This window comes from Cohnella nanjingensis, from assembly GCF_014212125.1.
Taxonomy (GTDB): domain Bacteria; phylum Bacillota; class Bacilli; order Paenibacillales; family Paenibacillaceae; genus Cohnella; species Cohnella nanjingensis.
On sequence record NZ_JACJVP010000049.1, the window covers coordinates 1 to 26,045 of the forward strand.

The 26,045-nt window shown below is 61.9% G+C and carries 26 protein-coding genes and 1 pseudogene; all 27 read left to right on the top strand.

What is annotated here, in order from left to right:
* Positions 1-910 (top strand): annotated as a pseudogene (locus H7C19_RS28235) (hypothetical protein); the annotation flags it as partial.
* A complete protein-coding gene (locus H7C19_RS28240) occupies positions 907-1,236 on the top strand; it encodes an EscU/YscU/HrcU family type III secretion system export apparatus switch protein (RefSeq protein WP_185672441.1) in 330 nt (109 codons plus the stop codon). The pseudogene H7C19_RS28235 and the gene H7C19_RS28240, both read left to right, overlap by 4 nt.
* A 120-nt stretch (positions 1,237-1,356) precedes the next feature.
* Positions 1,357-1,743, top strand: coding sequence for a YraN family protein (locus tag H7C19_RS28245; RefSeq protein WP_185672442.1), 387 nt, complete (start codon positions 1,357-1,359; stop codon positions 1,741-1,743).
* Positions 1,744-2,344: 601 nt separating this feature from the next.
* Entirely contained in the window at positions 2,345-3,892 is a 1,548-nt protein-coding gene (locus tag H7C19_RS28250) for a YifB family Mg chelatase-like AAA ATPase (RefSeq protein WP_185672443.1), read from the top strand.
* A gap of 352 nt (positions 3,893-4,244) precedes the next feature.
* Positions 4,245-5,405: an ADP-forming succinate--CoA ligase subunit beta gene (gene sucC, locus H7C19_RS28255; RefSeq protein ID WP_185672444.1), complete on the top strand. Its 1,161-nt coding sequence runs from the start codon at positions 4,245-4,247 to the stop codon at positions 5,403-5,405.
* 27 nt (positions 5,406-5,432) lie between these two features.
* Positions 5,433-6,359, top strand: coding sequence for a succinate--CoA ligase subunit alpha (gene sucD, locus H7C19_RS28260; protein ID WP_185672445.1), 927 nt, complete (start codon positions 5,433-5,435; stop codon positions 6,357-6,359).
* Between the two features lie 237 nt (positions 6,360-6,596).
* A complete protein-coding gene (gene dprA / locus H7C19_RS28265; protein WP_185672446.1) occupies positions 6,597-7,697 on the top strand; it encodes a DNA-processing protein DprA in 1,101 nt (366 codons plus the stop codon).
* 65 nt (positions 7,698-7,762) lie between these two features.
* Complete coding sequence (gene topA, locus H7C19_RS28270) at positions 7,763-9,865, top strand: type I DNA topoisomerase (protein ID WP_185672447.1); 2,103 nt, start codon at positions 7,763-7,765, stop codon at positions 9,863-9,865.
* A 219-nt stretch (positions 9,866-10,084) separates the two neighbouring features.
* Positions 10,085-11,416 (top strand): FADH(2)-oxidizing methylenetetrahydrofolate--tRNA-(uracil(54)-C(5))-methyltransferase TrmFO, encoded by a 1,332-nt coding sequence (trmFO, locus tag H7C19_RS28275; RefSeq protein WP_185672448.1) that lies wholly within the window; start codon positions 10,085-10,087, stop codon positions 11,414-11,416.
* Between the two features lie 105 nt (positions 11,417-11,521).
* Positions 11,522-12,070, top strand: a complete 549-nt coding sequence (gene hslV / locus H7C19_RS28280) for an ATP-dependent protease subunit HslV (RefSeq protein ID WP_185672477.1) — start codon at positions 11,522-11,524, stop codon at positions 12,068-12,070.
* 22 nt (positions 12,071-12,092) lie between these two features.
* Complete coding sequence (gene hslU, locus H7C19_RS28285) at positions 12,093-13,487, top strand: ATP-dependent protease ATPase subunit HslU (RefSeq protein WP_185672449.1); 1,395 nt, start codon at positions 12,093-12,095, stop codon at positions 13,485-13,487.
* A 39-nt stretch (positions 13,488-13,526) separates the two neighbouring features.
* Positions 13,527-14,294 (top strand): GTP-sensing pleiotropic transcriptional regulator CodY, encoded by a 768-nt coding sequence (codY, locus tag H7C19_RS28290; protein ID WP_185672450.1) that lies wholly within the window; start codon positions 13,527-13,529, stop codon positions 14,292-14,294.
* A 236-nt stretch (positions 14,295-14,530) separates the two neighbouring features.
* On the top strand, positions 14,531-14,938 hold the full coding sequence (gene flgB / locus H7C19_RS28295) for a flagellar basal body rod protein FlgB (RefSeq protein ID WP_185672451.1): 408 nt from the start codon (positions 14,531-14,533) through the stop codon (positions 14,936-14,938).
* Between the two features lie 34 nt (positions 14,939-14,972).
* The gene (gene flgC, locus H7C19_RS28300; protein ID WP_185672452.1) at positions 14,973-15,416 is read left to right on the top strand and encodes a flagellar basal body rod protein FlgC; all 444 of its coding nucleotides are present in this window, start codon (positions 14,973-14,975) and stop codon (positions 15,414-15,416) included.
* Positions 15,417-15,472: 56 nt separating this feature from the next.
* A complete protein-coding gene (gene fliE, locus H7C19_RS28305) occupies positions 15,473-15,787 on the top strand; it encodes a flagellar hook-basal body complex protein FliE (protein WP_185672453.1) in 315 nt (104 codons plus the stop codon).
* 44 nt (positions 15,788-15,831) lie between these two features.
* Positions 15,832-17,406: a flagellar basal-body MS-ring/collar protein FliF gene (gene fliF, locus H7C19_RS28310; protein WP_185672454.1), complete on the top strand. Its 1,575-nt coding sequence runs from the start codon at positions 15,832-15,834 to the stop codon at positions 17,404-17,406.
* Between the two features lie 11 nt (positions 17,407-17,417).
* A complete protein-coding gene (fliG, locus tag H7C19_RS28315) occupies positions 17,418-18,434 on the top strand; it encodes a flagellar motor switch protein FliG (RefSeq protein WP_185672455.1) in 1,017 nt (338 codons plus the stop codon).
* Positions 18,435-18,579: 145 nt separating this feature from the next.
* Positions 18,580-19,272, top strand: a complete 693-nt coding sequence (locus H7C19_RS28320; protein ID WP_246469869.1) for a FliH/SctL family protein — start codon at positions 18,580-18,582, stop codon at positions 19,270-19,272.
* Positions 19,256-20,578 carry a flagellar protein export ATPase FliI gene (gene fliI, locus H7C19_RS28325; protein ID WP_185672457.1) on the top strand — a complete coding sequence of 441 codons (1,323 nt, stop codon included), beginning with the start codon at positions 19,256-19,258 and terminating at the stop codon, positions 20,576-20,578. Before H7C19_RS28320 ends, fliI begins: the two co-directional genes overlap by 17 nt.
* Positions 20,579-20,590: 12 nt before the next feature.
* Positions 20,591-21,037: a flagellar export protein FliJ gene (fliJ, locus tag H7C19_RS28330; RefSeq protein ID WP_313732032.1), complete on the top strand. Its 447-nt coding sequence runs from the start codon at positions 20,591-20,593 to the stop codon at positions 21,035-21,037.
* 40 nt (positions 21,038-21,077) lie between these two features.
* On the top strand, positions 21,078-21,992 hold the full coding sequence (locus H7C19_RS28335; protein ID WP_185672458.1) for a MotE family protein: 915 nt from the start codon (positions 21,078-21,080) through the stop codon (positions 21,990-21,992).
* Between the two features lie 34 nt (positions 21,993-22,026).
* On the top strand, positions 22,027-23,424 hold the full coding sequence (locus tag H7C19_RS28340; protein WP_185672459.1) for a flagellar hook-length control protein FliK: 1,398 nt from the start codon (positions 22,027-22,029) through the stop codon (positions 23,422-23,424).
* A 24-nt stretch (positions 23,425-23,448) separates the two neighbouring features.
* On the top strand, positions 23,449-23,928 hold the full coding sequence (locus H7C19_RS28345) for a flagellar hook capping FlgD N-terminal domain-containing protein (protein WP_185672460.1): 480 nt from the start codon (positions 23,449-23,451) through the stop codon (positions 23,926-23,928).
* Positions 23,921-24,310 carry a TIGR02530 family flagellar biosynthesis protein gene (locus H7C19_RS28350; protein WP_185672461.1) on the top strand — a complete coding sequence of 130 codons (390 nt, stop codon included), beginning with the start codon at positions 23,921-23,923 and terminating at the stop codon, positions 24,308-24,310. The genes H7C19_RS28345 and H7C19_RS28350 overlap by 8 nt, the downstream gene beginning before the upstream one ends.
* Before the next feature lie 132 nt (positions 24,311-24,442).
* Positions 24,443-25,267, top strand: coding sequence for a flagellar basal body rod protein FlgG (flgG, locus tag H7C19_RS28355; RefSeq protein ID WP_185672462.1), 825 nt, complete (start codon positions 24,443-24,445; stop codon positions 25,265-25,267).
* 55 nt (positions 25,268-25,322) lie between these two features.
* Positions 25,323-25,556, top strand: a complete 234-nt coding sequence (locus H7C19_RS28360) for a flagellar FlbD family protein (protein WP_185672463.1) — start codon at positions 25,323-25,325, stop codon at positions 25,554-25,556.
* The gene (locus tag H7C19_RS28365; RefSeq protein WP_185672464.1) at positions 25,553-26,038 is read left to right on the top strand and encodes a flagellar basal body-associated FliL family protein; all 486 of its coding nucleotides are present in this window, start codon (positions 25,553-25,555) and stop codon (positions 26,036-26,038) included. The genes H7C19_RS28360 and H7C19_RS28365 overlap by 4 nt, the downstream gene beginning before the upstream one ends.
* Positions 26,039-26,045 lie beyond the last annotated feature (7 nt).

Genomic DNA, 26,045 nt, shown 5'->3' on the forward strand with positions numbered 1-26,045 from the left:
GGCGGCTGACAATGCCGGCGCGCCGCCCGCGGCGTCGGAGAAGGCGGCAGCGGGCACGGCAGGCAAACCGGCGGCGTCAGCGGCCGATGCGCCGGGCGTGCCGCTTGCGCGTCCGGAAGGCGATCCCGCGGCGCCGGCGGGCAAGGCGACGGCCGCCGGCGCGGCGGAGCGGAAGGACGGCGCGTGGATCGAGCGGTTCCTGCAATGGCTGGGAACGGGCCATGAGCGCCATGCGCTTGGGGGAGCGAGCGGCGCCTGGGCGACCGAATCGGCGCTCGGCCAAGCGTCCTCGGCCGCAGCGCAGGACGGCGCGTCTTCGCCCGCGGGCGAGACGCTGAAGAGCGCGCTGCTGGCGCTCGCCGCGATGGACGACGCGCCGCCGGCTTTGAAGGAGGCGGCGCAGGGGTTGGCGCAGCAGATCACGGGCCAGCAGCTGCTGCTGACCGCCGAGCGGCAGAACACGGCCATGATGAGCCATATGACGCTGTTCATCCCGCTCCAGGGCCGGGACGGGGAGACGACCGCGACCGTGCACGTGGAGACGCGGCGCGGCCGGAAGGGCGAATGGGACGCGGACAACTGCCGCCTCCTATTCGATCTGAAGATGCGGCATCTCGGCGATACGCTCGTCGACGTGCAGGTCGTCGACAAAGCCGTGTCGCTGCGGCTGCTGAACGACCGGCCCTGGGTAGCCGAACTGGTCGAGGCCGCGCGCGACGAAGCGGCGGCCGGCATGTTGGAGGCCGGATACCGGCTGCTGTCGCTGACGGCATCGCCGTATCCCAAGCCTGCGGAGAACGGCGCGGCCGGAGGGACGATTGAAGCGGCCGCCCAGCAAGCGCTGCAGGAACGATCCGGCGCGTCGGCGTACGCGGCGAAGCCGTATCGGGGGGTGGACTTCCGCATATGAGCGCTTCCTCGCATTCGCCGAACGGCGAACAGCCGCGCGCGCTGCCGCGCAAAGCGGTCGCGCTGAAGTACAGTCCCGAGCAGAGCGCCGCCCCGATCGTCGTGGCCAAAGGCCAGGGCGTCATCGCCGACGAGATTCTGCGGCGGGCGCAAGACAACGGCGTCCCGGTGCAGGAAGACGCTTCGCTCGTCGAAGTGTTGTCCAAGCTGGACCTGCAGCAGGAGATTCCGCCCGAGCTGTACCGGCTCGTCGCCGAGGTGCTCAGCTTCGTCTATCGGTCCGATCGGCGCGCCGGCTTAAAGGGGGCGGACAACGAATGGCTCTAGCAGTCGATGGTCAGACGGACGGCAGCCGTGTAGTTTTGAAGGGAGCGGACCACGAATGGAGCTAGCCGGTGAAGGTCGGCTGGACGGGCGCCATGCAAGCCTGAAGGGAGCGGACCATGAATGACTTCAGCCGGTGAAGGTCGGACGGACGGCCGTCGCGCACGGGGCATCGCTGCCGAGTCTGCCGCCGCGGACCATCTGGCCGGACTCGGTTACCGTATCGTGGCGCGCAATTGGCGGTGCAAGTCGGGCGAACTCGACCTCGTCGCGCAGGACGGCGAGACGCTCGTCTTCGCCGAAGTGGGCTCCCGTCGGGGCAGCGCGCACTACGGCACGGCCGTAGAAGCCGTTACGCCGCGCAAGTGCGCGCAAGTCCGCAGCACGGCGCAGGTCTATTTGCATCAGACGCGTCAAGATCGAGTCAAGGTTCGCTTCGACGTCGTCGCCGTGACGTTCGACGCGCGCGATCAAGTAGCGGAGCTTCGGCATTTGCAGGGGGCGTTTTAACGCGTGGGATAGGTGAGCGGGAGGGAAGCGTTAGCGAGCAGTCACGCCTCCGTGAAGGATATTTTCGCACCTGCGCTAGCGGATTCAAACGAATATCGATAACAAGTTCATTCTTTATTTAAGTGAAGCCCAATCCCACTTTAATTTTGGAGGTATTTCTGATCCTCTGAACAAAGAGAAAACCTACTTCGCATGCATTTCCGATTTATCCGCTTCTATTGCTTTATATGAACATACTTCTTATAAGAAGCGAAATATGGAATTGGATATTTCTTTGTTTAGCTTGCTGAATGCATTGCAAGATCAATCCGGAGATCTCTTACAAATCGTTAACGACTCTGAAGAAATACAGCGTATGTTGAATGACATTGTTCGCGCTCCAACCGACGTATCCAAAACTAAAATACTTACAGACTATACGGCTCGGTTGAATAACAAATGACTACAAGGAATCGCCAGTCTGCAAAGAGATGCCCCGTATAACTTTATTGACAACGGTCCAGCTTCCGAGTAGACTGATTCTCAAATCGATAGAACGGACGGTAAGGAAGCACCTTGCTCCGGGAACGACGACACGTTTCGGGGAGAGGTGTTTTTTGTTATGTATGTCAAAGCGCTCAGCGCCAGCGTCGTCGGCGTGGAAGGACGGCTGATCGAGGTGGAGGTCGACATAGCCTCCGGCCTGCCGCAAGTGATCGTCGTCGGCTTGCCCGATCCGGCGGTCCGGGAATCGGTCGACCGGGTGCGATCGGCTATTCAGAACGGAGGGATGAAGTTTCCGCTGGACCGCATCACGGTCAATCTCGCGCCCGCGGACGTGCGAAAGGAAGGGAGCGCGTTCGATCTGGCCATCGCGGCCGGCATCCTGTGCGCAAGCGGACAGATGGCCGCCGATCGCGTAGAGGACGCGCTGCTCATCGGAGAGCTGTCGCTAAGCGGAGAGGTCAAGGCGGTGCCTGGCGTGCTCGCCATGGTGGAACGGGCGCGGGCGGCGGGCCTGCCGCGCGTCTTCGTGCCGAAGGCGTGCATATCCGAGGCTAAACTCATCGAGGGGATCGAAGTCGTCGGCCTCTCCTCGCTGGCGCAGTGGGTGCGGAATCAGAGGGAGGACGGAGACGCAACGCCGCTGTCAGCCCCTTCCATCGTCGGCCACGGGGAAGACGTGAGCGGGCAAATATCCGGCGAATTGGATCTGGCCGATGTCGTCGGTCAGACGCAAGGCAAGCGGGCGTTGATCATAGCCGCCGCCGGCATGCATAACTTGATGTTCGTAGGGCCGCCTGGCACGGGCAAGACGATGCTGTGCAGGCGTCTTCCTTCCCTGCTGCCGCCGCTCGGAGACGAGGAGGCGCTGGAGGTGACCAAGATCTACAGCGTCAGCGGCAAGCTGGGCGGGGACCGGACGGGATTGATCCGCCGGCGTCCGTTTCGCGCGCCTCACCATACCGTGTCCAATGCAGGACTGATCGGAGGGGGCCCCGTGCCGAAGCCGGGAGAGGTGACGCTGGCGCACCATGGCGTGCTGTTTCTCGACGAGCTGCCGGAGTTCTCGCGCGCCGCGCTCGAGTCGCTGCGCCAGCCTTTGGAAGACCGGCACGTGACGATCGGAAGGGCGCGCGGCGTAACGCGGTTCCCCGCGTACTTCATGCTGGCGGCGTCGATGAATCCCTGCCCATGCGGCTATTGGGGCTCGGAGACGACGGAGCGGCCCTGCCTCTGCTCGCCGGCCGCCATCGCCCGCTACCGTTCGCGCATGTCGGGACCGCTCGCCGACCGAATCGACCTTCAGGTGGAGATGCCGCGGCAGACGGCCCGCGTCCGCGATCGCGAGGGGATCACGTCCTCGCAAGCGCGGGAGGTGCTCCGCATCGCGTACGACCGGCAGCAGTTTCGCTACAGGAGATCCGGCATCCGCTGGAACAGCGAGCTGTACGGCCGGCTTCTCGCGGAGCACGCGGCATTGACGCCGGAAGCCGAGGCGCTGCTGAGCGGCGTTTACGGCCTTTTGGGCCTAAGCTTCCGCGCGCACGACCGCATCTTGAAGCTGTCCCGCACGATTGCGGACTTGTCGGACGAGGAGCGGATCGCGGCCGAGCATGTCGCGGAAGCGATTCAGTACCGCTGCCTGGACAAGGCGGCGGTAGGGTGAACGCAACGAATGCGAGCGGCTGCATCCTTTTATAGTGTGGACATGAAGAAGGCCTGCGCGTGAAATCCGGTTTCCTCTCACCCTCATCTTTGCGCATGTCATATAGCATTTGCCGCCGGAGAGGGCCGTCTGCGCCAAGTCGGCATGAATGAGCCAAAAAGGGTTATTCTATGGACGTTAGCCCAGCCAATCCCATCTCGTAATGAGATGAAACCATTGCCAAACGAATCTAAAAAATTGATGAAAAACAGAGGAAGCCTGGGACAAAAAGTGTTACAATAGGTAAGGTTTCGGTACTCATTGCGGTACCCATAGGTTCTCAGATGCGTGTTAAACGGGAGGATGCTTGGCCATGAATATTCATGAGTATCAAGGCAAGGAAGTCTTGAGACAGTACGGCGTAGCCGTTCCTCGCGGCAAAGTCGCGTTCACGGTCGACGAAGCGGTCAAGGCCGCCGAAGAGCTCGGATCGCCGGTAACGGTCGTCAAAGCGCAGATCCATGCGGGCGGTCGCGGCAAAGCCGGCGGCGTCAAAGTGGCGAAAGGACTCGATCAAGTGCGCGAGTACGCTTCGCAAATTCTCGGCAAGGTGCTGGTCACGCACCAGACCGGCCCGGAAGGCAAAGAAGTAAAACGCCTCCTCATCGAAGAAGGCTGCGACATCAAGAAAGAATACTACGTCGGCGTAGTCGTCGACCGCGCGACCGGTCGCGTCGTCCTGATGGCTTCGGAAGAAGGCGGCACGGAGATCGAAGAAGTCGCCGCGCATTCCCCGGAGAAGATCATCAAGGAAGTCGTGGATCCGGCTGTCGGTCTGCAGACGTTCCAAGCGCGTCGTCTGGCATATGCGATCAACATCCCGAACGAGCTGGTGAACAAGGCGGCCAAGTTCATGCTGTCCCTGTACCAAGCTTTCGTCGACAAAGACTGCTCCATCGCCGAGATCAATCCGCTCGTCGTGACGGGCGGCGGCGACGTCATGGCGCTGGACGCGAAGCTTAACTTCGACTCCAACGCGCTGTTCCGCCACAAGGATATCCTGGAGCTTCGCGACCTCGACGAAGAGGACGAAAAGGAGATTCAAGCCTCCAAGTTCGATCTCTCCTACATCGCCCTCGACGGCAATATCGGCTGCATGGTCAACGGCGCCGGCCTCGCGATGGCGACGATGGACATCATCAAGTACTTCGGCGGCGAACCGGCCAACTTCCTCGACGTTGGCGGCGGCGCAACCAAAGAAAAAGTTACGGAAGCCTTCAAAATCATCTTGTCCGACGCGAACGTGAAGGGCATCTTCGTCAACATCTTCGGCGGCATCATGAAGTGCGATATCATCGCCGAAGGCGTCGTGGCGGCCGCGCGCGAGCTGGGGCTGGACAAGCCGCTCGTCGTTCGCCTCGAAGGCACGAACGTGAAGCTGGGCAAAGAGATCTTGAACAATTCCGGGCTGAACATCGTGGCCGCGGATTCCATGTCCGACGGCGCGCAAAAGATCGTCGCGCTGGTGAAATAACTAGGGAGAACCGGGGAGCGTGAAGTCATGAGCATTTTGATCGATAAAAACACGAAGGTGATCACCCAAGGCATCACGGGAGCGACGGGGTCGTTCCATGCCAAAGGGGCCCTTGAATACGGCACGCAAATGGTCGGCGGCGTAACGCCGGGCAAAGGCGGCCAAACGATCGATTTCGATCTGGAGAACGGCACGAAGGTCACGCTGCCGATCTTCAACACGGTAAACGAAGCGGTAGCGGCTACGGGCGCGACGGCTTCGGTCATCTACGTCGCGCCGCCGTTCGCGGCCGACTCCATCATGGAAGCGGTGGACGCCGAGCTCGACCTCGTCATCTGCATCACCGAAGGCATTCCGGTCATCGACATGATCAAAGTCAAGCGCTACATGGAAGGCAAGAAGACGCGCCTGATCGGGCCGAACTGCCCGGGCGTCATCACGCCGGACGAGATCAAGATCGGCATCATGCCGGGCTACATCCACAAGAAGGGCCACGTCGGCGTCGTCTCCCGTTCGGGTACGCTGACGTACGAAGCGGTTCACCAGCTGACGACCCGCGACATCGGCCAATCGTCCGCGGTCGGCATCGGCGGCGACCCCGTGAAGGGCTCCGAGTTCATCGACATTCTGAACCTGTTCAATGAAGACCCGGATACGTACGCGGTCATCATGATCGGGGAGATCGGCGGCACCGCCGAAGAGGAAGCGGCCGAATGGGTGAAGGCGAACATGACGAAGCCGGTCGTCGGCTTCATCGGCGGCGCGACGGCGCCTGCGGGCAAGCGCATGGGCCATGCCGGCGCCATCATCTCGGGCGGCAAAGGCACGGCGGCCGAGAAGATCGCCAAGCTCGAGGAGTGCGGCATCCGCGTCGCTCCGACGCCGTCCGACATGGGCGCGACGCTGGTCAGCGTGCTCGAAGAGCGCGGCCTGCTCGAGAAGTGCAAGAGCTAAATCCATCGCTAGCGATGGATTCGTAACGCATAAGGATCGGAACGGATAGGCAGGCAGCCTTCCGCGCTCCCCCGAGGGGGAGTGTGGAGGGCTGCTTTTTGTTTGGTCATACGGAACGTATAAGTTGCACATCTACCCATCTCTGTATGACCGACGATAAAAACGCGTTGCCCACTTCCGAGAAGAAGGCAAAGCCGTTTTTACTTGCCTAAACCCATAGATAAGGGGAAGACGCCGATGATTCCAATAGAAGAAATACGCGAAACGCTGGTCGCCTTGCACGAGACGCCGGGCATCGGCCGGATCACGATCGACCGCCTGCTCGCCATATCGGCGCTCGACGGCGCCCGAACGCGGCGCGAGGGGGATTGGCGGGAGCTTGGGCTGACGGCCAAGCAAGCGGCGGCGGCGGTCGAGAACCTGGGCGAAGCGCGCATGGAGGCGAGAAGGCGGCGCTGGGCGCGGACGGGCCTGTCGTACGTAACGGCGCTAGATGCCGCTTACCCGGCCCGCCTGCGGCACATTGCGGATGCGCCGTGGGTGCTCTATTACTACGGCCGCCTCGAGCTCGCGGCCCGGCCCTCGGTGGCGATCGTCGGCACCCGCCTCGCCACCGCCTACGGCCGCCGCGTCGCCGAAGACCTCGCCTCCGACTGCGCCAGAGCCGGCCTGACCGTCGTCAGCGGCCTGGCCAAGGGCATCGACGCCGCCGCGCATCTCGGCGCGCTCCAGGGGCCCGGCAGCACCGTCGCCGTGCTCGGCTCGCCCGCGGACACGCCTTACCCGCCCGAGAACCGGACGCTGTACCGGCAGATCGCCGAGGCCGGCCTCATCGTGTCCGAGACGCCGCCGGACATCCCGCTCCACCCCGGCTTGTTCCCGCTCCGCAACCGCATCATCGCCGGCCTCGCGCTGGGCGTCGTCGTCGTGGAAGCCGCCGAACGGAGCGGCGCGCTCATCACGGCCGACTTGGCCGGTTCCTACGATCGCGACGTGTTCGTCGTCCCCGGTCCCGTCACCTCGCCGCGCAGCCGGGGGCCGCTGCTGCGGCTGCGCCAGAACAGCGCCAAGCCCGTGCTGGACGCGAGCGATATACTAAGCGAATATCCGGCTTATCTGAACGGCGGCGAGACCGCGGCCGAGCGTGCGGATTCCGACCGGGAACTCACGCCCGAGGAGGCGCGCGTCTACCGAATCCTGCGGGACGGACCCCGTTCCGTGGACGAGTTGTCGGCCGAAGCGGGACTGACGTTTGGACTTTTACACGCGGTTCTGCTATCTTTACAAATAAAGCGTAAAATTCACCAGCAACCCGGTTCCGTATATAACGCCCTCTGACCGGCCGATTCTTCGCGGATCGGCGGCGTCAAGGGCTCGTCGACCGTAGGAGAGGAGGTATGGACGTGGCGGATTCACTCGTCATCGTAGAGTCCCCGGCCAAGGCCAAGACGATCGGCAAGTACCTAGGCAGCAAGTTCATCGTCAAAGCGTCCATGGGGCACATTCGCGATTTGCCGAAGAGTCAGATCGGCGTCGAAGTGCAGAACGATTTTCAACCGAAGTACATCACGATACGCGGCAAGGGCAACGTTCTGAAGGAATTGAAGGATGCCAGCAAGCGGGTCAAGAAAGTCTATCTCGCGGCTGACCCGGATCGGGAGGGCGAAGCGATCGCCTGGCATCTGGCGCACTACCTGGAGCTGAACGAGAAGGACGCGTGCCGCGTCGTGTTCAACGAGATTACCAAACAAGCGGTGAAGGACGCCTTCAAGGCGCCTCGCCCGATCAACATGGACCTCGTCAACGCCCAACAGGCGCGGCGGGTGCTCGACCGGCTGGTCGGCTACAAGATCAGTCCGCTCCTCTGGAAAAAAGTAAAGAAGGGGCTTAGCGCGGGCCGCGTGCAGTCGGTGGCCGTCAAGCTCGTCATCGATCGGGAGAACGAGATCAAAGCGTTCGTACCCGAAGAATATTGGAGCATCACCGCGCATCTGCAGATCGGCAAAGCGTCGTTCGAAGCCAAGTTCCATGCCTTGAACGGCGAGAAAAGCGAACTGGCGAGCGAGTCCGAAGTGAATGAAGTGCTTCGGCTCATCGGAGACCGGCCGTTCCAGGTCGGCGAAGTGAAGGAAAAGGAGCGCCAGCGTCATCCGTCGCCTCCGTTCATCACGAGCTCCCTGCAGCAGGAGGCCGCGCGCAAGCTCAACTTCCGCGCCTCGAAGACGATGCAGATCGCCCAGCAGCTCTATGAAGGCGTCGATCTCGGCGCCGAGGGCACCGTCGGTCTCATCACGTATATGCGTACGGACTCGACCCGGATCTCGCCCGTCGCCCAAGAGGAAGCGCGCGAGTTCATCACGCAGAAATACGGCGACAGCTTCTATCCGGAGACGCCGCGCGTATATCTGAAGAAGAACGCGAACGCCCAAGACGCGCACGAAGCGATCCGGCCGACGTCCGTCCTGCGAACCCCGGACGAGGTCAAATCCTCGCTCTCGCGGGATCAACTGCGCTTGTATAAGCTCGTCTGGGAACGCTTCGTCGCCAGCCAGATGGAATCCGCCGTGCTCGACACGATGACGATCGACCTGCAGAGCGGCCCGGTCGGCTTCCGCGCGAACGGCTCGAAGCTGAAGTTCCCCGGCTTCATGAAGGTGTACGTCGAAGGCAACGACGACGGCACCACCGAGGAGGACCGCCTGCTGCCGGCCATGAAGACGGGAGACGTCGTGGAGACGTCCTCGATCGATCCGAAGCAGCACTTTACCCAGCCGCCTCCGCGCTACACGGAAGCCCGTCTCGTGCGGACGCTGGAGGAGCTCGGCATCGGACGCCCGAGCACGTACGCGCCGACGCTGGAGACGATCCAGAAGCGGAATTACGTCGCGATCGAGGAGAAGAAGTTCTTCCCGACGGAACTTGGGGAACTCGTCATCCAGCTGATGGAGGAATTTTTCCCCGAGATTCTGAACGCGGAGTTCACCGCCCACATGGAAGGCGACCTCGACCACGTGGAAGAAGGCAAGGAGAACTGGGTCGACGTCATCGGCGAATTCTACAAATCGTTCGAGAAGCGGCTGGAAGTCGCGGAAGACGAGATGAAGGAAATCGAGATCAAGGACGAACCGTCCGACGAGATCTGCGACAAGTGCGGGAGACCGTTGGTCTACAAGATGGGCCGGTTCGGGAAGTTCCTCGCGTGCTCCGGGTTCCCCGAATGCCGCAACACGAAGCCGATCGTTAAGGCGACGGGCGTTACTTGCCCGAAGTGCGGCAAAGGCCACGTCGTAGAGCGGAGAAGCAAGAAAGGCCGGGTGTTCTACGGGTGTGACCAGTATCCCGAATGCGACTTCGTCTCTTGGGACAAACCCGTTGCCAAGCCTTGCCCCGAATGCGGCGGGCTGATGGTCGAGAAGCGGAGCCGCACGGGTGTCACCTGGCAATGCACCAAGTGCAGCCACAGCGAGGAAGCCGCCGATCCGGAAGAGGCTTTCGAAGAAGATTAAGCGCGCGAGCGCAGACCCGGTTTTCGCGGAGCGGTCGCCGTCCTTAGGCCGGCGGCTCCCGCCTTTTCAACGGCCGCTGCATGCATTGGGGCGGCATATTGCGCACACAACTCAGAACATTCGGACGATGGGGCGGCAGGACGTCCATCCTGGCCGCGCCATTCGTCCGAGTCGCCACGAAGCGGCCGCTTCGAACGGCCTTGCAGGAGGAAACGAATCTTGACTACTTACCCTACCGTGACCGTAATCGGAGCCGGACTGGCGGGCAGCGAAGCCGCCTGGCAGATCGCCTCCCAGGGGGTCCCCGTCCGCTTGTACGAGATGCGTCCGGTGCGCCGGACGCCCGCCCATCATACCGACCGATTCGCCGAGTTGGTCTGCAGCAACAGCCTGCGCGCGAACGGCCTGACCAATGCCGTCGGCGTGCTCAAAGCCGAGATGAGGCTGCTCGACTCGCTGATCCTGTCGGCGGCCGACCAGCACGCGGTACCTGCGGGAGGCGCGCTCGCGGTCGACCGCGAAGGCTTCTCCGGCGAAGTGACGAGCCGGCTGCGCAACCATCCGCTCGTGACGGTCGTCAACGAGGAGCTGTCGGCCCTGCCGGCCGACGGCATCGTCGTCGTCGCCACCGGTCCGCTGACGTCTCCGGACCTGTCCAAGCAGATCCAAGAGCTGTTCGGCGAAGAATACTTCTACTTCTACGACGCGGCCGCGCCGATCGTCGAGAAGGAATCGATCGACATGGAGAAGGTGTTCCTCGCTTCCCGCTACGACAAGGGCGAGGCCGCCTACTTGAACTGTCCGATGTCGGAGGAAGAGTTCGAAGCGTTCTACGGGGCGCTCACGACCGCCGAGACGGCCGAGATCAAGGACTTCGAGAAGGAGATGTACTTCGAAGGCTGCATGCCGATCGAAGTCATGGCGAAGCGGGGCAAGCAGACCGTCCTGTTCGGTCCGATGAAGCCCGTGGGCCTCGTCGATCCGCGTACCGGCAAGCTGCCTTACGCGGTCGTGCAGCTGCGCCAAGACAACGCGGCGGGCACGCTGTTCAATCTGGTCGGCTTCCAGACGCATCTGAAGTGGGGCGAGCAGAAGCGGGTGCTCTCGCTCATCCCGGGCCTCGAGAACGCCGAATTCGTCCGTTACGGCGTCATGCACCGCAATACCTTCATCAACTCGCCGAAGCTGCTGCATCCGACCTATCAGTTCCGCGGCCGCGAGTCGCTGTTCTTTGCCGGACAGATGACCGGCGTCGAGGGTTACGTCGAGTCGGCCGCGTCCGGCCTGATCGCGGGGATGAACGCAGGCCGGCTGGCTCGCGGGCTCGCCCCGGTCGTACCGCCGCCGCAGACGACGCTGGGCAGCATGGCGCACTATATCACGACGGCGGACTTCCGCCATTTCCAGCCGATGAACGCGAACTTCGGACTGTTCCCGCCGCTCGAGAAGCGCATGAAGAGCAAGCGGGACAAGAACGACGCGATCGCGGCGCGCGCGCTGGAAGCGATCGAAGCATTCCAAGCGAACGAAATTCAAAATTACGTCAGATAGCATCTGAAGCAGCGGCAGCGCGGTACGTAGCGGCCGCTGCTTCGGCGCTTTCCGCGGATAGACGCGGCCGGCCACCGGTACGCTGAAGGAGGAGAGAACAGAATGATGGACGGAAACGCAACCTTTCACGCCACGACGATCTGCGCCGTTCGCCACAACGGCAAAGGCGCGATCGCGGGAGACGGGCAAGTGACGTTCGGCAACAGCATGGTCATGAAGCATACGGCGAAAAAAGTGCGCCGCCTCTACCGGGGGCAAGTGCTGGCCGGATTCGCCGGCTCGGTCGCGGATGCGATCACGCTGTTCGAGAAGTTCGAGGGCAAGCTGGAGGAGCACCACGGCAACCTGCAGCGCGCCGCGGTCGAACTCGCCAAGGATTGGCGGTCCGACCGGGTGCTGCGCCGGCTGGAGGCGATGATGCTCGTCGTCGACGCGACGGGCATGCTGCTGCTCTCCGGCAACGGCGAGGTGATCGAGCCGGACGACGGCATCCTCGCCATCGGCTCCGGCGGCAGCTTCGCGCTGTCGGCGGCCCGGGCGCTCAAGCGCCACGCGCCGCAGCTGGAAGCGAAGGAGATCGCCCGGAACGCCCTGCAGATCGCCTCGGAGATCTGCGTGTTCACCAACGACAATCTGATCGTCGAAGAGATCTAAACCAGGGAGCGGAGGGAGAACGATGAACGAACAGTTGACGCCCCGCCAGATCGTCGCGGAGCTGGATAAGTATATCGTGGGACAGAAGTCCGCCAAGCGGTCGGTCGCCGTGGCGCTGCGCAACCGGTACCGCCGCAGCAGGCTGCCCGAAGCGGTGCGCGACGAGATCGTGCCGAAGAACATTCTGATGATCGGGCCGACCGGCGTCGGCAAGACGGAGATCGCCCGGCGTCTCGCGAAGCTCGTTCACGCGCCGTTCATTAAGCTGGAGGCGACCAAGTTCACGGAAGTCGGCTATGTCGGCCGCGACGTGGAGTCGATGGTGCGCGACCTGGTGGAGACGTCGATCCGCATGGTGAAGGAAGAGCGGACCGAGAAGGTGAAGGACAAGGCCGAGGTGGCGGCGAACGAACGCCTGGCGGCGCTCCTGGTGCCGTCGCCGACGAAGCCGAAATCGCAGCGCAACCCGCTCGAGATGCTGTTCGGCGGAGGCCAGAATCAAGCGCAGGAGGAACCGGAGCCGGTCGATCCGACGCTTCAGGGCAAGCGCGGCGACGTCAAGGCGAAGCTCGAAGCCGGCGCGCTCGAGTCCGAGCAGGTGGAGATCGAAGTCGAGGACGCGTCGCCGTCCATGCTCGACATGTTTTCCGTGCCCGGACAGGAGCAGATGGGCCAGAACATGCAGGAGATGTTCAGCCAATTCATGCCGAAGAAACGGAAGAAGCGCAAGCTGACCGTCAAGGAAGCGCGCAAAGTGCTCATCCAGGAAGAAGCCAACAAGCTGATCGACATGGACGACGTCATCTCCGAATCGGTTCGCCGCGCCGAGCAGTCCGGCATTATCTTCCTCGACGAGATCGACAAGATCGCGAGCGCCGGACGGGGGCAAGGGCCCGACGTGTCCCGCGAGGGCGTGCAGAGGGACATCCTGCCGATCGTAGAGGGGTCTACAGTCGTCACCAAGTACGGTCCCGTGAAGACCGACTATATCCTGTTCATCGCCGCCGGCGCTTTCCACATTGCGAAGCCCTCGGACCTCATTCCCGAGCTTCAGGGCAGGTTCCCGATCCGCGTGGAGCTGAGCAGCCTGACGGACGAAGATTTCGTGCGCATCCTGACGGAGCCCGAGAATGCTCTGACGAAGCAGTACGCCGCCCTGCTCCAGACCGAAGGGATCGAAGTGACCTTCACGGCCGAAGCGATCGCGGAGCTGGCGGGCTTGGCCCAGGACGTGAACCGGAACACGGAGAACATCGGGGCGCGCCGCCTCCATACGCTGTTGGAGAAACTGCTGGAGGATCTGTCGTTCGAAGCGCCCGAGCTGCAGCTCGAACAGCTCTCGATCACGCCGGAATATGTCCGCGAGAAGCTGTCCACCATTGCAAGTAACCGCGATTTGAGTCAATATATCTTATAAAGCCAGGTTGTCGATCGTTAGGCAGGAGGATATGTAATCATGACTTTGTTGGAGAAAACCCGCACGCTGAACGCGCTGCTGCAGAAGGCGGCGGGCAAGCCGCTGAACTTCCGCGAGATGGCCGAAGGCTTGCGGGAGACGCTGACGGGCGGCGTGTTCGTCGTCAGCAGGCGGGGGAAGATCCTCGGCGCCGCGCTGCCCGACCAGTTCCCCGAGATGTGGCTGCGGCAAGAGCAGATGGACGAACTTCGGTTCCCGCAGGAGACGAACGACCGCTTCTTGCGCATTCTGGAGACGGCCGCGAACGTCGCCCCCGATGAGACGCTCGCGCCCGTCGAGGCCGCGTTCGCCGGCCAGGTCGTCACGATCGTTCCGATCATCGGCGGCAGCGACCGACTTGGGACTGTAGTCCTAGCCCGCGAAGGACATTCGTTTAGGGACGAAGATTTAATTTTGGCGGAATATGGTTCTACGATTATAGGTATGGAGATTCTCAGGGAACGGGCCGAGGAACGAGAATTGGAAGCTCGGAATAGAGCCGTCGTCTCGATTGCGGTCGGTTCGCTCTCGTTCAGCGAGCTGGAAGCCGTCGATCACATTTTCGAGGAATTGGAAGGCAAGGAAGGCCTTCTCGTCGCTTCCAAAATCGCCGACCGGGCCGGAATTACACGCTCCGTCATCGTGAACGCGCTGCGCAAGCTGGAGAGCGCCGGCGTCATCGAGACCCGCTCGCTCGGCATGAAAGGCACCTATATTCGCATCATCAACGCCAAGCTTTTGCCGGAGCTCGCATCCCGCAAAAGTTAAGGCATTCCGGCCAAAATCGGTACCGAAGCTCTGATCTTGTTCACAAGATTAGGGCTTTTTTCTTATTGTCACTTTTTGCGCAGTCAGAGATGATATCCTTAGAATTTTCTAATCTGCCACCAATCGACGGCATTTGATTGGGACTTGTGCGAGGAAATGTCGAAATAAGCAGGAAAATGGCTTCATGCGTTGAATTAAGTAACAGAATCTTCCTGGTAGAGAGAGGTTGGCAGCGGATGGATTTGTTAAGCGGAGCATCGTTCCAGAAATTGCAGGGCGCGCTAGATGCCGCTTCGATGCGACAGCGGGTGTTCGCGAACAATATCGCGAATGTCGACACCCCCAATTACAAGCGGTCAGACGTCGCGTTCGAGGAACTGCTGACGCAGGAGATGAACAACGGTACTGCCGCGCAGTTGTCAGGCTTCCGCACGGATGCCCGGCATATCCCGATCGGCGCATCCGGACCGATCCCCGGCGCGCAGGTGTTGACGGATGAGACTTCGGCGATCAACAACAGCCGCAACAACGTCGACATCGACAAAGAGATGTCGCTGCTCGCGGAGAATCAGCTGAGGTACAACCTGTTCATCCAGCAACTGAATCACGACGTGAAGATGATGCGTACTGGCATGGGCAAATAATCCCCGCAAGGACTAGCGATAGGAGGAATCATTGATGAAGTTAGGCGGGTTCGATATAAGCGCTTCGGCGCTAACCGCGCAGCGGCTCCGAATGGACGTCATCTCGTCCAACATCGCGAACGCCGAGACGACGCGCGCCGAGTACGTGGACGGCAAGTTCGTCCCCTACCGCAGGAAAATGGTCGTCGTCGAGCCGATCGAGTCTCCCTTCCGGAACCTGCTGAACGAGAAGATGGACGGCTCCGCCGCGAAGGGCGTACAGGTTACGGCGATCCAAGAGGATGCCGCGCCGTTCAAGCAACTGTACAATCCGACCCATCCGGACGCCGACGCCAACGGCATGGTGAGCATGCCGAACGTCGACGTGCTCAAAGAAATGGTCGACATGATCTCGGCCACCCGTTCCTACGAAGCGAACGTCACGGCGCTCAACGCCAGCAAGTCGATGTTCTCCAAGTCGCTGGAGATCGGCCGATAATTTCCGAATTGCCGCATCAATCACAATCACTTACCCGGATGGGAGAAGGTTGAAACATGATTCAGAATTCGCTTTTGCCGATCACGGGCATCTCCGCAGGCGCGCTGGCGCCGGTTCAGAACGCAGTCAAGCAGACGACCCCCGCCGAAGCGACGGAGAGCTTCGCCGCCTTCCTCAAGCAGGCGATCGACGGCGTGGCCGCGCAGGAGCAGAATGCGCACGCGGTCACCGACCAGTTCATCGTCGGACAAGCCGACGTAAACGACGTGATGATCGCCGCTACCAAAGCCGAGCTCAGCCTGGAACTCACCTCCCAAATCCGCAACAAGGTGATCGAAGCGTATCAGGAAATCATGCGGATGCAAATGTAGTCGCAGCCTTTCAATGTAGCACAGTCCGCAGGTGAGGTGAAATCGTGAACGAGAGATGGGTCCAGGTTCGGGAGAAGCTGGCCGGCTTCTGGAACCAATACAGCAAGACGCAAAAATGGGTGCTAGCCTCGTCGGCCGCACTGCTTCTCTTATTTATTATTTTGCTCACGTACTTCTTCACGAGAACGCAATACGAGATCGCGTTCCAGGACTTGGACAGCGGAGACGCCTCGGCGATCATCGAGTACTTGGACGGGAGCGGCATTCCCTACAAGCTCGGACCGGGCGGGTCCAGCATCTCGGTGCCGAGCGCGAAGGCGGACAAGGTCAAGGTGGACGTCGGTTCGCAAGGGCTCGTCCAGAACGGCTCGATCGGGTTCGCGGAGATGAGCAAGTCGTCCTCGACGATCGGCACGACGGACCAAGAGTTCAAAGTCAAGAAGCTCAACGCGCTGAACGGCGAAGTGCAGCAGCTGCTGCAGAGCATGCAGGGCGTCAAGCGGGCCAAGGTGCTCGTGAACCTGCCCGAAGAGACGGTGTTCCTGAACGATTCGGACAAGGAACGGGCGACCGCGTCGGTCGTCATGACCTTTAAGCCGGGCTACCGCCCGAAGCAGGACGAGATCGACAGCTACTACAATCTCGTGAAGACGGCCGTGCCGAGCATGGATATCGGAGGCATCACGATCACGAGCCCGACCGGGGATCTCGCGCCTTCGTCCAAGATCGGCGGCTCCGGGTCGGTGAACGGCACGATCCTCGACCAGCAGTTCGAGATTCAACGGCAATTCGAGACCGGCATCAAGTCGAACATCCAGAACTTCCTCGCGCAGATCGTCGGCATGGACAACATGGTCGTCAGCGTCATGTCTTCGCTCAACTTCGACCAGAAGTCCACGACGGTGAACAAGGTGCTGCCGCTGGAGAACAACGACAACAAAGGGATCATCATCAGCGAGCAGCAGTCGAACGAGTCCTATACGGGCGCGAACGGATCCGCCGGCGGCGTGGCCGGGACCGGCCAGACCGACGTGCCGAACTATCCGTCGGGCAGCGCGGGCCAATCCTCCAGCTCGGAGAAATCGGCCAGCACGACCAACTACGAACCGAGCCGCGAGAAGACCGACATCGCCTACGCGCCTTATCAGGTGAAGGACCTGTCGATCAGCGTCGGCGTCGATTCCTCCGTCATTACGCCGGAGAAGCAGCAAGTCATTCAGCAGATGCTGGTCAACAACGTACGCACGCTATTGGCCGATTCCGGCCAAACGCTGACGGACGCCGATCTGAACAATCGGGTCTCCATCATCGCGCAGGCATTCAACAGCAACGCCAACGGAACCAAGGGCACGGCTTTGTCCGGCTATTGGCTCGCCGGAATCGGCGTAGCCGCGCTGGCGCTGCTGGGCGGGGCCGGATACTTCGTCTACCGCAGACGCAGAGCCGCGCAAGAGGCGGCCGCCGCGGCCGAACTCGAGACGCCGCGCGTAGAAATGCCTACGATCGACCTCGAGAGCGTGACGAACGAGAGTCAGGTTCGCAAGCAACTGGAAGGATTGGCCAAGCGCAAACCGGATGAATTCGTGAACCTTCTCCGGACTTGGCTGGTGGACGAATAGAGGTGGCATCGTTGGCGAAAGGGAATCAAATGCAACTGAGCGGCCGCCAGAAAGCGGCGATCCTGCTCATCACGCTGGGTCCGGAAGTATCCGCCCAAGTGTTCAAGCATCTGCGCGAGGACGAGATCGAGCAGCTGACGCTGGAGATCGCGAACGTCCGCAAGGTTGACGCAGCGGAGAAGGAAGCGATCCTGAGCGAGTTCCATCAGATCTGCATCGCGCAGGAATACATCACGCAAGGCGGCATCACGTACGCCAAGGAGATTCTCGAGAAGGCGCTCGGCTCGCAGAAGGCGAGCGACATCTTGAACCGGTTGACGGCGACGCTCCAGGTGCGGCCGTTCGACTTCGCCCGCAAGGCGGAGCCGTCGCAGATTCTGAACTTTATCCAGAACGAGAATCCGCAGACGATCGCGCTCGTACTGTCGTATCTGCAGCCGGATCAATCGTCCGCGGTGCTGTCTTCCTTGCCTCAGGACAAGCAAGCCGACGTTGCGCGCCGGATCGCGCTCATGGACAGCACTTCCCCGGAAGTCATCTCCCAGGTCGAGCGCGTGCTCGAGCAGAAGCTGTCCGCGACCGTCACGCAAGACTATACGAACGCGGGGGGCATCGAGGCGATCGTCCAGATCTTGAACGGCGTCGACCGCGGCACCGAGCGGACGATCCTCGACTCGCTCGAGATCCAGGATCCGGAGCTGGCCGAAGAGATCAAGAAGCGGATGTTCGTCTTCGAGGACATCGTCAATCTCGACAACCGCTCGATCCAGCGCATCATCCGCGACATCGAGAACGCCGACTTGCAGCTGGCGCTCAAGGTGGCCAGCGAAGAAGTCCGGGACGCGATCTTCCGCAACATGTCCAAGCGCATGGCGGAGACGTTCAAGGAAGAGATGGAGTACATGGGGCCCGTCCGGCTGCGGGACGTCGAGGAAGCGCAGACGCGCATCGTAGCGACGATCCGCAGGCTGGAGGAGTCCGGAGAGATCATCATCGCCCGCGGCGGAGGAGACGATATCATTGTCTAATCTGATCAAATCCGGCCATGTCATCTCCTTGGACGATTTGAAACGACTCGAGATCTTGCGGAAGTATACGGCACCCAAACAAAATATTTCCTCGGACGACGGCGAAAACGAAGGAAATGACGCGATTGATGTCGAAACTCAATCGTTGAAAGAGCGGATTCTGCAAGACGCGGAGCAGACGGCGGAGCGCATGCTCGCGCAAGCCCGCGAAGAAGCCGCGCAGATCCGATCGGAAGCCGAGCAAGAGACCTCGCGCTGGTGGGACGAACGGCGTGCCGACGACGAAGCGCTGCGCGCGTCCGCTTCCCGCGAGGGTTACGACGAAGGCTCTCGTCAAGGCGCGGAGGAAGCGGAGCGCCGCATTCGCGGTCAGATGGACGAGGCGCTCCAAGAAGCGCTGTCGATCGTCCGGCAAGCCTATGTCGAGCGGGAGAATCTCATCGCCGAGGCGGAACACTTCGTCGTCGAACTCAGCAGCCAGATTGCCGGCAAGATCGTCGGCCGCAAGCTGGAGGAGTCGCCGGAGCTCGCGGTGTCGCTCATGGCCGAAGCGCTGTCGCGGCGCAAGGAACAGGGCGTCATCACGCTATGCGTCGCGCCGTCCCAATTCGCCTTCGTCCAGGCGGCGAAGGAGGATCTGACGCTCTCCATCGATTCGCAGGCCGAGCTGCACATTCTGCCCGATCCGTCCGTGAAGGACGGAGGCTGCGTCATCCGGTCCGCCTTCGGCAGCATCGACGCGCGCCTCGATACACAATTGACGACGATCCGGCAGGAATTGTTGCAAATCGCTGCCCACGCTCACGAGGAGGGGAGGTCCGATGATACGGAAGCTTGACGCGGCGCGCTATACGGAAGCGCTTCGGCACCTGGACCCGGTCCGGGTGAACGGGAAGGTCGCGCAGATCATCGGCTTGACCGTCGAATCCGAAGGCCCCGACGTCAGCATCGGCGAAGTGTGCCATATCCACCCGGTGAAAGGCGGCGCGCCGATCATGGCCGAAGTCGTCGGATTCCGCAACAATCGGGTGCTGCTCATGCCGCTCGGCGATCTTCAGGCCGTCGGACCCGGCTGCGACGTCGTCGCGACCGGACGGCCGCTGACCGTACAGGTCGGCTCGGAGCTCCTCGGCAAAGTGCTCGACGGCTTGGGCCGGCCGCTTGAAGGCGGCAGGCTGCCGGCGCGGATGCCGCGGTACTCCACGCACAACGTGCCGGGCAATCCGCTGCTGCGTCCTCGGGTCGCCGAGCCCCTCGGTACCGGCGTTCGCTGCATCGACGGCTTGCTGACCGTCGGCCAGGGGCAGCGGATGGGAATCTTCGCCGGCTCCGGCGTCGGGAAGAGCACGCTGCTCGGCATGGTCGCCCGGAACACGTCGGCGGACGTCAACGTTATCGCGCTGATCGGGGAACGAGGCCGAGAAGTGCTGGAGTTCATCGAGCGCGATCTCGGTCCGGAAGGGCTCGCCCGCTCCGTCGTCATCGTGGCGACGTCGGATCAGCCGGCGCTGATCCGGATCAAGGGGGCGCTGATCGCGACGACGATCGCGGAATATTTCCGGGACCGGGGCTTGAACGTCATGCTCATGATGGACTCGGTCACCCGCTACGCGATGGCGCTCCGCGAGGTCGGACTCGCGATCGGCGAGCCGCCGGCCACGAGGGGCTACACGCCTTCGGTCTTCGCCGCGCTGCCGAAGCTGCTGGAGCGCGCGGGCACGGGGCAGAACGGCTCGATCACGGCCTTCTACACGGTGCTCGTCGACGGCGACGACATGAACGAGCCGATCGCCGACGCGGTGCGGGGCATTCTGGACGGCCACATCGTCCTGAGCCGGCACTTGGCGCACAAGGGGCATTTTCCCGCGATCGACGTGCTGGCCAGCGTCAGCCGGGTCATGAAGGATATCGTCTCCGGCGAGCAGCAGGATGCGGCGGAGCAGCTCAAGCGACTTCTTTCTATTTATAAGGATTCGGAAGACCTCATCAATATCGGGGCGTACCAGCGCGGATCAAATCCGCAAATTGATAAAGCCATCCTGGCGATCGACTCGATCAACGCGTTCTCGCAGCAGAAGACGACCGAAAAAGTGACGTACGAAGAAGCGCAGCAGCGGCTTGTCATCGATTTCTACAAGAGATGAGGATGAAGATCGGTGAAGTTCAAATACGCTTTGCAGAAGATCGTCGATCTGAAGGGCAGCGAGAAATCGATGGCCGAATGGGAGTACGCGGCGTCTCTCGGCCGGCTGCGGTCGGAGGAGGAACGGCTCGCGTCGCTCCGCCGCGAACGGGGCGAGTACGAGTCGGAGCTCGCCGAGAAGGCGCAGCGGCCGACGCCGCTCGCGGAGCTTCATCTGCTGCAGGATTACATCTCGTTCCTCGACGGGCAGATTCAGCGGCAGCGCCAAGGCGTCCGCGCCGCGGAAGAGCAGGTGCGGCAGCGCCAAGTCTTCTTGAAGGTCAAGATGGTCGACGAGAAGGTATGGCTCAATGCGCGCGGCAAGGCGCTGAACCGCTATCGCGAGGAGATGCTGCAGCGGGAGCAGAACGAACTGGACGAGATCGCCACCCGGCGCGCCGCGGCCGCCTCGCGAGGATAACGACAGAAGAATTAGCTAACGCGAATTGGAGGGGAGAGCCGTGGCGGACGCCAATGTAGAGAAGAGCGGCTATTCCGGCTTTGAACGGTTTCTCTTTTTTATCACGCCCATCATTTTCACCGCCGTATTGCTGCTCGTGCTGCTGCTGCTGTTCAATCCGACGTGGCGTCACGCCGCGCAGGACTTCGGCAACAAGATTCCGCTCTTGAGCTCGATCATCCCGGACCGGAAGGCGCCGGCAGCTACGCAGAACGGCGAGTCGCAGGTGACCGTGAACAACGCCAAGCAGAAGGTCGACGAGCTCAAGACGCTGCTGACGGACCGGGACAACGCGCTGAAGCAGGCGGACGGCAAAGCCGCCCAGCAGCAAAAGACGATCGACGATCTGAAGAGTCAAGTGGAGACGCTGAACAAGCAGATCTCCGAGAAGACGATCACGGCCGAATCGTATGACGCGCGTATCCGCTCGCTGGCCGACATGTACGGCAAGATGACGCCCGGCAAGGCCGCTCCGATCATGGAGAGCCTGACCGTCGAGGAGTCGGCGCTCGTACTCGGCGCGATGAACGACAACCAGCGGGGCAAAGTGCTCGAGAAGATGACCCCGAAGGTCGCTGCGGACGTGACGATGCGGCTGAAGGACGCCGAAACGGTGCAGGAGCGCGAGATCTCGGCGCTGCAAGCCCGGATTCGCGAGCTGCAGAATCAATCGAAGAGCACGACGTCCGGCACCGCGCTGGACAACGCGGCGCTCGGCAAGACATTCGGCGCCATGGACGCCAAGAAGGCAGCCCCGCTGCTCCTGCAGATGGCCGCTACGGAACAGAGCAAGGCGCTCCGGATTCTGGAGGCCATGGACGACACGTCGCGCTCCAAAGTGCTGGCGGAAATGTCCGATCAAGACAAGAAGAAGACGGCCCAATTGGTCAGCAAGCTCATGCCCGCTAATCCTTGATCCGCCCCGGCGAATCGGAAAGGAGGTGATATCGATGAACATCCCCGTGTTATCGGCATCCTCGGGCGCACCCGCTGCGGCAAGCCCCGGCGGCAAAACGGCCGGCGGCAACGGCGCGGGCTTTGCCAGCGCGCTCGTCCAGGCGATCGGCGGAAGCGGCAATGCGGCATCCGGCGGCGCGTCGCCATCGTTCGGGCTGCTCGGCTTGATCGGCACGATCGGACAAGCCGCTCCCGAAGGAGACGGCGCGAATCCGGCAGACAGCCTCATGGCGCTGCTCGCGAATCTAGCGGCCGACGCCCAGCAGTTGCAAGAGGACGGGAAAGATCTCCCGCAGGATCTGCTGGCGCAACTCGCCGAACTGCTGACCGGTCTCCAAACGCTGTTGGTTCAAGGAAATCCGGTTCCATCCGGAAACGTTGCGACCGAAACGACGCCGGACGAGACGCCGTCCGAAGACGTCGCGCAGGCGTCTCCGCTCCCGGGGACGGGAGGGAAGGCGATCCTGGCTTCCTTGCAGCAGTCGCTGCAGCAAGCCATGACGCTGACGAGCGAGGCGAACGTGCCGACGGACCGGTTGGCCGACCTGGCGAAGCAGCTGCAACAGGCATTCGCCCAAGCGAATCCGAAGGCGGAAGCACCGGCGAATCCGGCCGCGGCCCAAACGGGCGCGCTCCGCACGGAGACGGAAGCCGCATCCGCGCAGCCGGTCGCCGCAGCCGTCGTCCAAGGCGAACCCAAGCGAACGACGAACGCGTTCCGCGAACCCGTCCTTCATTGGAACTTGAACGCGGCAGACGCCAGCGCGAATGCCGGCGATAGCGCGGAAGTCGGCGCCGTACAGCCCGGCGAGGCATCCGGCGACAATTCGGCGACCCTCTCCTGGACGCTGACCGGCAGCGAAGCCGCCGGCAAAGCCGACGGCGCTTCGGCCAAGGCCGCACTGCCTGCCCAAGTGCCCGTTCAGCAATTTGCGGAGCACGTGGAGAAGTATCTGGTGAAGCAGTTCTCGCTCTCGAGCGGCAACGGCACGAGCGAAGCCCGGCTTAGCTTGACGCCGGAGCATCTCGGACAGGTCGAGATTCGGCTCGTGATGCAGAATGGCCAATTGAACGCGCATTTCGTCGCGCACAACGAAGCCGCGAGAGAGCTGCTGGAGACGCAGCTCGCGCAACTGCGAACGACGCTCCAAGGTCAAGGCATTCAAGTCGAACGTATGGAAGTCGTCCAACAGCCGAGCTTGACCGAGACTTCCGCGTTCTTGAACCAGGAGCAGCGCCGCTCGCATTCCGGCGATCGCCGCGATTCGCGCGGCGGACAAGGAGGCGGGGGCAACGGCGCGGACGAAGCCGTCGCGTTCGAGACGGAGTTGGAGCGCACCGCATCGCTGCGGGACGCCGGTTACGGCAACGCGCTGAACGTCACGGCATAATCGATATGCGAGGGAGGTGAAAGCATGGCATCATCCCCGGGAATCGGATCCAACGTCGTTTGGCCGAACTATTCCTCGAAAAACGTAGCCCAAGCGGCTACGCCGAAAAAGGATCTGGGCAAGGACGAGTTCCTGAAGATTCTCGTCACGCAGCTGAAGAATCAGGACCCGATGCAGCCGATGGAAGACAAGGAGTTCATCTCCCAGATGGCGCAGTTCTCGGCGCTGGAGCAATCGATGAACATGGCGACCGAGCTGCACAACTTGACGCAGTCCGCCGCGCTCGCCTCGAACTTGATCGGCATGCAGGTCAGCTGGATCGGCATGGGAGAGAACGGCACCACGCAGAACATGTCGGGCGTCGTGAGCTCGATTATCAAGCGGGACGGCATCCAGTACGCGCAGATCGGCAAGTCGGAAGTGAAGGTCGCGGATCTGACTTCGATCACGATCCCGTCGGCGGAAGTCCCGCCGCCAGCGAGCGAGGAGCCGGCCCATGAGTGATCGTTTCCTCATCGGCCAGATCGCGGCAGGACGCGCGGCGCCGCTGCAGACGTCCCGCAGCGCGGCCAAGCCGGCCGAAGCCGGGCAGGAAGCGGGGCAGGCCTCCTTTCAGAAGCTGCTCGACAAGGAGCGGCTGAGGTTCAGCCTGCACGCGGAGCAGCGGCTCAACCAGCGTGGCATCGCCTTCGCGCCGGAGCAGCTGGACCGGATCGCGAACGCCGTCGATCAAGCGGCGGCCAAGGGCGCGCAGGATTCCCTGGTGCTCTACCGCGACATCGCGATGATCGTGAACGTGCCTAGCCGCACGGTCGTCACCGCGATGGACGGCCAGAACGCCAATCAAGTGTTCACCCAGATCGACAGCGCCGTAATCGTCCGATAGGACCGCAATCGCTGGATCGCAAGAATGCAAGAAAGCTAGCAGGGCCGGACCGCAGGTAGGAGGCCCTTGACCGCCGAACGACGGAAGCGGTCATTCCCAGGTCGTACACTTGAGCAGGAGGTAGATTCGATTATGTTGCGTTCCATGTATTCCGGCGTATCCGGTATGCGCGGGTTCCAAACGAAGCTCGACGTCATCGGCAACAACATCGCAAACGTCAACACGGTCGGCTTCAAAGGCGGACGCGTCATGTTCAAGGACATTCTGAGCCAGTCCATGTCCGGCGTCACCGCGCCGGTGGACGGCACAAGCGGCGGCGTCAACGCCAAGCAGATCGGTCTCGGCGTTACGATCGCTTCCATCGACACCGTGCATACGCCGGGCAGCGCCATGACGACCAACGTACCGACGGACTTGCGGATCGACGGAGACGGGTTCTTCGTCGTCAGCCCTTCCCCGGACGGTACGCCATCCTATCTAACGAGGGCGGGGAACTTTACGTTCGACGCCAACCGGCAGCTTGTCAACGCGGACGGCATGTTCGTGATGCAGGCGGACGGCGGCGGGATTATCCAATTGCCCGAGGACGTAACGTCCTACTCGATCCAGCAAAACGGTTCGATCGTCTCGATCGACCAAGACGGCATTCCGACGGAGACAGGCTCCGTGATCGGCATCGCCAAAGTGCAAAACCCGGGCGGGCTCGAGAAGATCGGCGGGAACTTGTACCGCATGACGCCGAACGCGAACCCGGACGGGGAACTGAACATCTTCGCGGCCAACGACGTCGAGAACGGCACCGGCGCGATCATCGTCGGCCAGCTTGAGATGTCCAACGTCGACCTGACCAACGAATTCACCGAGATGATCGTCGCCCAACGCGGTTTCCAAGCGAACTCCCGCATCATCACCACTTCCGATTCCATTCTGGAAGAGGTCGTCAACTTGAAACGGTAATTGAAGTCCCGATCCGGGAGGGCTTAACCCTCCCGGTAGGTACGGAGGGATACCTATGATCGCTGTCACCAGGCTTAACGGCAGCCAGTTCCACGTCAACGCGCTCCTGATCGAGACGGTGGAAGAGACGCCGGACACGATGATTACGCTGACGTCCGGCAAGAAGTACATAGTCATGGAAAATTCTTCGGATGTGATCCGTTCCATCCGGCACTATTTGCGCAGTATCGGCGTCATGGCGGCGCTCGCTAGCCCGCCGGACGCGCATTCGGAGGGAGCAACGTCATGAAAAAAATGTTACCTTGGCTCGTTTCGCTGCTGCTGGCCATCACGCTGATCGTCATCGTCGGCCTTTATTCCTGGTCCACCTTCTTCGGCGGCAGTTCGGATGCGAAAAGCCCGGAAGCGCAAGCCCAAGATAGCGTGAAAAACGTGAAGGCCGAGAAGGTCTCCGCCGACGAGATGATCAAGGTCACATCCGAATTGAATGATATCAAGACGAACATTTCGGATACCAACTACGTCGTCATCTTCGGATTCTCGTTCCAGCTCGACAGCGAGAACGCGAAGAAAGAGTTCGATAAAATCAAAGATTCCGTCGTCAAGCCGATCGTCAACCGCGCCTTGTGGGACGTGACGCCGGATCAGCTGCAGGGCACCAAAGGCAAGGATGCCCTGGTCGCTTCGCTCATCAACGAGATCAATCCCGTGCTCGCCAAAGGAAAAGTCACGAAAATCGGCATCACGAATTTCCTGATGTCGCAAATCTAGCCTATCA